7 protein-coding genes are annotated in these 7,933 nt (G+C 71.5%); 6 read left to right on the top strand and 1 reads right to left on the bottom strand.

What is annotated here, in order from left to right; translation table 11 throughout:
* Positions 1-192 precede the first annotated feature (192 nt).
* From ACLQ24_RS27625 to ACLQ24_RS27600, 6 genes are all read left to right on the top strand, one after another.
* Complete coding sequence (locus ACLQ24_RS27625) at positions 193-669, top strand: hypothetical protein (protein WP_425894666.1); 477 nt, start codon at positions 193-195, stop codon at positions 667-669.
* A 40-nt stretch (positions 670-709) separates the two neighbouring features.
* On the top strand, positions 710-2,512 hold the full coding sequence (locus ACLQ24_RS27620) for a glycoside hydrolase family 15 protein (RefSeq protein WP_425894665.1): 1,803 nt from the start codon (positions 710-712) through the stop codon (positions 2,510-2,512).
* 128 nt (positions 2,513-2,640) lie between these two features.
* Positions 2,641-3,096: a hypothetical protein gene (locus ACLQ24_RS27615; protein ID WP_425894664.1), complete on the top strand. Its 456-nt coding sequence runs from the start codon at positions 2,641-2,643 to the stop codon at positions 3,094-3,096.
* 215 nt (positions 3,097-3,311) lie between these two features.
* Positions 3,312-3,599 (top strand): hypothetical protein, encoded by a 288-nt coding sequence (locus ACLQ24_RS27610; RefSeq protein WP_425894663.1) that lies wholly within the window; start codon positions 3,312-3,314, stop codon positions 3,597-3,599.
* Positions 3,600-3,728: 129 nt separating this feature from the next.
* Positions 3,729-3,815 (top strand): SEC-C metal-binding domain-containing protein, encoded by an 87-nt coding sequence (locus ACLQ24_RS27605; protein WP_425894667.1) that lies wholly within the window; start codon positions 3,729-3,731, stop codon positions 3,813-3,815.
* A gap of 85 nt (positions 3,816-3,900) precedes the next feature.
* Complete coding sequence (locus ACLQ24_RS27600; RefSeq protein WP_425894662.1) at positions 3,901-4,386, top strand: DUF2231 domain-containing protein; 486 nt, start codon at positions 3,901-3,903, stop codon at positions 4,384-4,386.
* A gap of 54 nt (positions 4,387-4,440) precedes the next feature.
* Here ACLQ24_RS27600 and ACLQ24_RS27595 read toward each other — a convergent pair whose 3' ends face one another.
* The gene (locus tag ACLQ24_RS27595) at positions 4,441-7,791 is read right to left on the bottom strand and encodes a S8 family peptidase (RefSeq protein ID WP_425894661.1); all 3,351 of its coding nucleotides are present in this window, start codon (positions 7,789-7,791) and stop codon (positions 4,441-4,443) included.
* Positions 7,792-7,933 lie beyond the last annotated feature (142 nt).

Here is a 7,933-nt window from a genome sequence, read left to right as displayed (position 1 = left end):
AAGCCGACGCGCGTCCCGCACCGTAACGCCCATACACCCCAAACGATCACAAACCATTTGGGTTACGGGTCAATATGGTGATAAACCGGACGCCCGGTGGGTGGGCGTCCGGTCCGGGCCGTGGGATTCACGCTGTTCAGCCGGAGGGTGGACCGATGACCAAGCACGCCCGCGACGTCGACGACTGCTGAGATGGACTGGGCCGGATGGGCGTTGTTCGGGTTGGTCGCCACCGCGGCGCTCACCGCGGCGATGATCACCGCTCAACTGGCCGGCCTCACCCGACTCGACCTGCCCCTGGTGCTCGGAACCTTCGTCACCCAGGATCCCGACCGGGCCCGGATCGTCGGGTTCTTCCTCCACCTGTGCGCCGGTCAGGGCTTCGCCCTCGGGTACGCGGCCACGTTCGCGTTGTTGTACCGCGCCACCTGGTGGATCGGAGCGTTGCTCGGGATCGTGCACGTCGGGATCGCCCTGACGGTGCTTCTGCCGCTGCTTCCTGGTGTCCACCCACGGATGGCGTCGCAGCGGGCCGGACCGGCCAGCACGGCGGTGTTGGAGCCGCCCGGGCTGTTCGCCCTCAACTACGGCATCCAGACTCCCCTGGTCACGGCTGTCGTCCACGTCGTGTACGGGGTCTGTCTCGGGCTGCTCCTGCAAGCCAGGTGACCGGGTGCTCGCCGGCACGGCTCGTCGAGGAGCGATCGCCTTGACTGGTGAACCACCGATCAGTGACTACGGGCTGCTCGGCGACACGCGCACCGCCGCCCTCGTCGCGAGCGACGGCGCGATGGACTGGCTCTGCGTACCGCGCTTCGACGGGGATCCCCTGTTCGGCAGGCTGGTCGGGGGCCCGGACGCCGGAACGTTCCGGGTCGGCCCGGCCCGGGCGGCCACCGTCGTCGAACGGCGGTACCGGCAGCACACCGCCACCCTGGAGACCACCTGGTCGGTGGGCAGTGCACGGCTCCGCCTGACGGAGGCGATGGTGGCCGAGGTCAGCGGTCGCCTGCTGCCCACGACACTGATCGTGCGACGGCTGTCGGCCGAGCGGGCAGCGGTCGACGCGGTGGTGGAGTTCGATCCCCGCCTGGGCGTACGGCACCGCCGGCCCCGGGTCCAGCACCGGCGGCAGACCCTGGTGTGTGAGTGGGGGGCGCTGGCAATCGCGCTGGACAGCACGCCGGCTTTCAGGATCGATCCGGGTCGGCCCACCTCGGTCACGGTCCGGCCGGGTCATCCCGTCACCCTCGTACTGGCCGTGGCCTACCGCGAACCGGTGATCCACGTCGAGCCGACGGCCGCCTGGGACCTGCTGGTCGAGGACGAGGCCCGCTGGCGGGCCTGGACCGCAGAGATCGACGAGCGGGTGCCATTCCGGGAGCACGTCACACGAAGCCTGCTCACGTTGCGGCTGCTCACCTACTCGCCCTCGGGAGCGCCGGTAGCCGCACCCACCACGTCCCTGCCGGAGGATCCCGGTGGGGAGCGAAACTGGGACTACCGCTACGTCTGGCCCCGTGACGCCAGCATCGGCGTCAGCGCCTTCCTCAGCGTCGGCAAGGGCGACGAGGCCCAGGGTTTCCTCGCCTGGCTGTTGCACGCCAGCCGGTTGCAACGGCCACGCCTGCCGGCGCTGCTCACCCTGCACGGCAGGCACGTACCAACGGAACGGGAACTATCCGCATGGCCCGGCTACCTCGACAGCCGTCCGGTACGCATGGGCAACGCCGCCGCCGGCCAACACCAGCTCGATGGGTACGGCTGGGTGATCGACGCCGCCTGGGCGTTCGCCCAGGCCGGACACCGCCTCTACGCCGAGACGTGGCGGGCGGTGCGCGGATTCGCCGACGTGGTCTCCCGGTGTTGGCCGGAGCCGGACGCTGGCATCTGGGAGATACGCGAGCCTGCCCAACACGTCCACTCCAAGCTCATGGGCTGGCTCGCGCTGGACCGTGCCCTGGCCATCGCCGACACGCACCGCCTGTCGGACCGTCAACGTCGGCGCTGGCAGCGATCCCGGGACGCCATCGCCGCCGAGGTCCGGATGCGCGGCTTCGACCCGACGGCGGCCAGCTACGTCCGCAGCTACGCAAACCAGGATCTCGACGCGGCCCTGCTCGTCCTGCCGCTGCTCGACATGGACCCGGCCGACTCACTGGGGGTACGGGGCACCATCGACGCCATCCGGGACCGGCTGTCCGCCGGCGGTCCACTGCTCTACCGCTACCCACCCGGGCGTGACGGCCTCCCCGGCACCGAGGGCGCGTTCCTGCCCTGCTCGTTCTGGCTTGTTCAGGCCCTTGCCCGCACCGGACGTCGCCGCGAGGCCGTCGAGCTGTTCCAGGCCATGGTCGACCACGCGAGTCCACTCGGCCTGTACGCCGAAGAGATGGACCCGGCGACGGGCGCCCACCTCGGCAACTTTCCCCAGACGCTGACTCACGCCGCGCTCGTCCAAGCCGCTCTCGCCATCCGCGACGCCCCCGCTGGTGATCCCGGGTCTGCCTGAGCGCCGGTCCCGCTCGTGCGAGTAGCGTTCCGATCATGACTTCCGGGCCTTGCTGACGCGCTCCGATCCCGGCGTGCGGGCCGATGCGGTCGATGCCTCTCGGGCCTTGGGGGCCGCGCCGACGCCGGGTGAGGTGGCGACCATGCTGGTGGCTCTGGGGCCGCTGGGCGTCCGCGCCGTCCGACGACGACACCGCCGAGCCGGTCGAGGATGAGTGGGTGCCGTTCCTCAGCGGCGACGTCGGCGGTTACGCGGCGCTGGCCGTACGGCAGCTCGGCCCGGAGCACACGGACCGTGCCTTCGACGCGCTGCTCGACCGGCTACCCACCGTGGACGGCGACCGGTCGCTGACGCTACTCGGCGCGGCACTGCGGCTCGCGTTCCCGGGCGGCCCGCCGACGGCAGGGGCGCCGGTCGAAACGTTGACGCCCCGGCAGCGGCGGCTCGCCGAGGCCCTGGGCAGCTCCACCGAGCCGTGGCTGATCGACGGGCAGGAGTTCGGCAACGCGGCCGAACTGCTCAGCGGGTACGGCCTCCCGCAGAGCAGGGCGGCGGTGCACGGCTACCTCGCCCGCACCCCGTAGCGACACGTCACCGGCAGCCCGTCGATCGCCACTCTGGGTGACCTCGGCGCGGGCGGGTAGCGCGACGAGCGTGATGACTGTGAGGCATCAAGATGACTGTGAGGCATCACGCTCACCGGGACATCCGCCTCCGACCCACCGAACACGGCTCACCCACCGCGCCAGCCGCCGCCCTCGATCCGGAACTCCCGAGCCCTCCGACGTACCGTGAAATCGTGCCGACGAGAGACGTACTCACCAAAGCTGACCTCGCCGAACTGCGCCGCACGGCCCTCGGGACGGCCGACCCGCTCGGTGTCGCGGCCGACATCGCCGACGCGGTCGAGCAGGGCCGGCTGGCGGATCCGGACGACGCCGGGGAAGCCCTGACCCTGGCCGCCGAGGTCGCCCGGATCCGGGCCAGGACCGAGGCCGCCCTGCGGTACGCGGACCAGGCGCTGGCGGCGTACCCCTCGGTCGACGACCCCCGGGCGGGCGTGGCCCGCGCGCTGCGGGCCGGGTGATGTTCGAGGCCGGCGGCCGTGACGACGAGGCGATGGCGGAGCTGACCGCGCTGCGTCCGCTGCTGCTCACGCAGCCCGACGTGCCCGCTACTCGGCCAAGGCGTCGGCGCGGCTCGCCGCCCGGGTGCCCTGGCGCCGCCCGAGCGCAACGACGCCTGCTGGTGCGGGTCGGGCCTGAAGTACAAGAGGGACTGCCTGCCGCGGTCGCGGAGCTGAGCGTTGGCTCTGGGCTCGCTCAGCCAGTACCGATAGCCTCCATGCCTGGATCATCGAGATCCGCCATGGCCGGAGGAGTCGCCGAATGTTCGAAGAGTTCCAGGGCATCCCCGCCCACCCTCTCGTGCTGCACGCCGCGGTCGTGTTCGTGCCGCTGCTGGCGCTCCTGGCGATCGCGTACGCGCTCGTCGCGCCGATCCGCCCGCACACGCGCTGGGTGCTCGGATTGCTCGCGGTGGGCGCGCCGATCTGCGCGCTGCTGGCGAAGCTCACCGGGGACGCCTTCTTCGAGCGGCTGCGCTCGGCGAACCGGGTCACGCCCGAGTTCGTGCCCAAGCTGGAGGCACACCAGGAGTTCGGTGACATGACCCTGTACGCGACGATCGGGCTGGCGGTCGTGGCACTGGCCCTGGTCCGCTTCGTCCTGCCGCGCGCCACCGAGGGCGTACCCGCCAATCGGGCGGTGACCGTGACGTTGCAGGTGCTGTCGGTGGTCGGTGCCGGCATCGCCGTGTACTACGTGGTCCGCACCGGCGACTCGGGCGCGAAGGTCGTCTGGGAAGGTCAGTGACGAGCAGCGGGGGCACGGTCCGACCGGAGTCGGGCCGCACCCCCGCGGTGACGGTCAGCCGGCGTGGTACGCCCGGATGACGGTCTGCTCGATGCCGCTACCGCCGTTGCCGGCGGCCTTCACCCGCAGCGAGACGGCCTGCCCCGAGGCGACCTTCGGCAGGTCGAACCGGTAGCCGTCACCGCTGCCGGTGACCCGGGTCGCCGTCCAGGTGACGCCGTCGTCGGTCGAGGTCCACACCTGCATCGACGTCACCTTCTGTTCCTTGACGCCGTGCGCCTGCCGGACGGCCAGCTCCGCGGTTCCGCCGACGGGGTGGTTGTCGTGGTCCATCGGCAGCGTGTAGTCGACCGCGAGCAGCGGCAACGGCACGCTGCCGGTCCCGTCCGGCCCGGCGGACCGGAACGTCCAGGACGTGTTGACCTTCGTGGAGATCGGCAGGATGAGGCTGGTGTCGACGTCGAGGGTCAGCCGGTAGTCGGCCATCGACTGCGGCACCGTGAAGTCACCGAACGGGCCCTGCTTCTGCTCCAGCAGCTTGCCGTCGCGGTACAGCGACAGCGTGCGCTTCACGCCGACGGACTCACCCTGGAGGCAGTCGGCGCGCTGGTGCCGGTCGGTCAGCGACACCATGTCGACGTGCAGGTTGCCCCGGGTCCGCGACGGCGCGGAGGTGCAGCTCCAGCCATCGCCGGCCGGGTCGTCGTACCAGTCGGAGTGCAGCGGCTGCCGCGCCCAGACCTCGGACTGCCGACTGCCCGGCAGGAACTGACGCGGCGCCTCCATGGCCGGCAGCCCGCCGTAGACGCCCTCGTCGGCCCAGACGATCTCCGGCGAGAGGTAGGACGTCCGGTTCGGCGGCATGGGGCCCTCGTACGTCTGGGTCACCGGCACCCCGTCGGGTGTCGAGCCCACCCGGACGAGCTGGGTGAACATCTCCGGTGAGTCGGTCTGGTGGAACCGCTCGTCGAGGCGGGCCAGCCGTGCCTGCTCCGCCCTGTTCACCCGGAACGACGGGTCGGCCGGCACGCCGTCGGCGTACTCGTGCACGATGTTGTAGCGGTACGGCTCCGCGGTGCCGGCCGGCGAGTCCATGTTGACGGCCGCCCAGGTGCGCCGCGATCCGATGGTGGGCTTCGGGACCGCCATGCTGCGGATCGACGTCGCCACACCGAACCCGCTGATCTGGTGCCACCACGGCAGGCCGTTCACCGCGGTCTGGAAGGTGGTGAGGTCGGTCCGGGTGGTCTTGGTGGCCGCCCCGTCGACGGTCGCCGTGACCGGCCGGGCCTGCGCCGGGTCGAGGGTCACGCTCCGGGCGGCGTGTACGTCCAGGTCACCCGCCGCGGTGAGGGTGCTCTCCTGCACGTCGCTGTCGACGTAGTAGGCGACCGACGCGCCGAGCACCGAGTACCGTCCGGCCGGCACCCGCAGGGTGAAGGTTTTCCCGGGCGTGCCGCCGCCCCCGCCGTAGAACAGCAGGGGGTCGGTGAGGTTGGCGACCATGAGGTTGATCCAGCTGTCCGCGCCGTCCCGCAGGCCGGGCATCGGCTTGGTGTGGATCGTCAGGTCGTAGCTGGGCTGCTCGACGTAGAAGCTCACCGGGGTGGACGCGACCAGGTTGCGTCCGGTGCGGGCGGTGACGGTGGCCAGGTAGAGGCCCGGCCGGTTGGCCAGCGCCTTGCGGTTGATCCGCAGGGTCGCCGCCGCCGTCGCGCCCCGCTTGAGGGTCACCCGGGTCGTCGACAGCGACGCCGCGCCGCGCGGCACGGGCTGGCCGTCGTGGTTGACGATCGACACGTCGAGGTCGAGGACCGTCGTGGCCGGGGTGGACCCGCCGGTCCAGCTCAGCTTCGTCTCGCTGGTCCCGGACTGCGGGTACGCGAACGTGCCGAGGTTGACCACCGGCTGGTCGCTGGTCGGGCCGCCGAGGGCACGGGCCGCGTTGAGGCGGCCGGCCCCGATGGCGTACGGGTCGATGCCGGTCAGGGGGTCGGAGGCGCCGACGAGGGCGGCCTTGATCTTCTCGCCGGTCCAGTCGGGGTGCCGCTGGACGAGCAGCGCGGCGGCGCCCGCCACGTGCGGGGACGCCATCGACGTGCCGCTGAGCGATTCGTAGTACTCGTCGATCGGGTCCTGGAGGTTGGTGCCGGCGGCGCGGGCCGCGACGATGTCGACGCCGGGCGCGACCAGTTCCGGCTTGGCCGCGTGGTTGTTGATCAGCGGTCCTCGGCTGGAGAAGTCGGCGAGCTTGTCGTCGCGGTCGACGGCCCCGACGGTGAGCGCGGTGGCGGCCGACCCGGGCGAGGAGATCTGCGCGCCGCTGTTGCCGGCGGCGATGACGAACAGCGTGCCGGTCTGCTTGCTCAGGGCGTCGACGGCGAGCGAGAGCGGGTCGCTGCCGTCGTCGGCCGCACTGCCGCCGAGGCTCATGTTGATGACGTCGGCCCGGGTGGACGCCCACTCCATGGCGGCGATGATGCCCGAATCCTCGCCGTACCCGTGGTCGTCGAGGACCTTGCCGATCACGAGCTTGGCGTCGGGCGCGACGCCACGGCGCTGACCGTTGGCGGCCGCGCCGGTGCCGACGATGGTCGAGGCGACATGCGTACCGTGGCCGTTGTGGTCGACGGCGTCACCGTCCTCGGCGGTGAAGTCGGCCCGCTCGGCGACCCGCCCGGCCAGGTCCGGGTGGCTGAAGTCGACGCCGGTGTCGAGCACCGCGACGCGGGCGCCCTTGCCGGTGTAGCCGGCCTTCCAGGCGTCGGGCGCGTCGATCTGGGTCAGGTTACGGTCCAGGCCGGCGGGCTTCGCGCCGGCGGGCAGGGCGGTGGCGCGGACCTTGCGGTCGAGCCAGACCTTCTTCGCCCCGGCGAGCAGCGAGTTCGTCGCGAGCTTCGCGGTGGCCGGGTTCTTCTTGGGTACGTGTCCGGCCACGGCACCGATGCTGGAGAGCGTCTGCACGTCGGCGAGCGCGGCCACCCGGGCGGAGGCGGTGGCGGGCTGCACGATGACGGGCAGCTCGGTGGTGTTCTCGTCGTCGTACCCGTCGGCGATCAGCGCGGTGACGTCGAACAGGTCGGGGTCGAGGACCAAGCCGATCTGGGACTCGACGCGGGCGGGGACGACGTGCAGGTGACCGTCCGGGCCGCAGCTCTGCCGGATCACCCCGTTCGTCTCGGCCGGTCGGATGGTGGCCTGCGGGCATCCCTGCCCGGTGCTCCGCACGGTCACCACGTCCCCAGTCAGCAGGGTGACGGTGTGCGTCTTCCCGTCGGCGGAGGTGCGGGGTGTGCCGGTGCCGGCGATACCGCCGGGGCCGGCTGCGGCGGTGCCGCCCGGTACGGCGGTCAACGCCGTGGCCGTAACGGCGACGGCCAACAGCCAGCGTCTTTTCCTGAGCATTTCGCTCCTGTCTGATGTGGACATATGCGCCTCTTGGGCGACATGTTGCAAGATCATATGTCTGATATTTGACCCGTAAGGCAAATAGTTGATGGTCAGGAGGCGGCGTAGCGGACTTCGGGCTTGCGGAACAAGGATTTCA

Source organism: Micromonospora sp. DT4 (genome assembly GCF_049841675.1).
Taxonomy (GTDB): domain Bacteria; phylum Actinomycetota; class Actinomycetes; order Mycobacteriales; family Micromonosporaceae; genus Micromonospora.
The sequence above is the reverse complement of the archived record's forward strand: the minus strand, read 5'-3'. Positions and strand labels throughout refer to the sequence as shown.

Excerpts from the sequence above, each read along its gene's own strand:
- ACLQ24_RS27595 (WP_425894661.1), bottom strand. The coding sequence starts at position 7,791 with ATGCTCAGGAAAAGACGCTGGCTGTTGGCCGTCGCCGTTACGGCCACG.
- ACLQ24_RS27600 (WP_425894662.1), top strand. The coding sequence starts at position 3,901 with ATGTTCGAAGAGTTCCAGGGCATCCCCGCCCACCCTCTCGTGCTGCAC.
- ACLQ24_RS27625 (WP_425894666.1), top strand. The coding sequence starts at position 193 with ATGGACTGGGCCGGATGGGCGTTGTTCGGGTTGGTCGCCACCGCGGCG.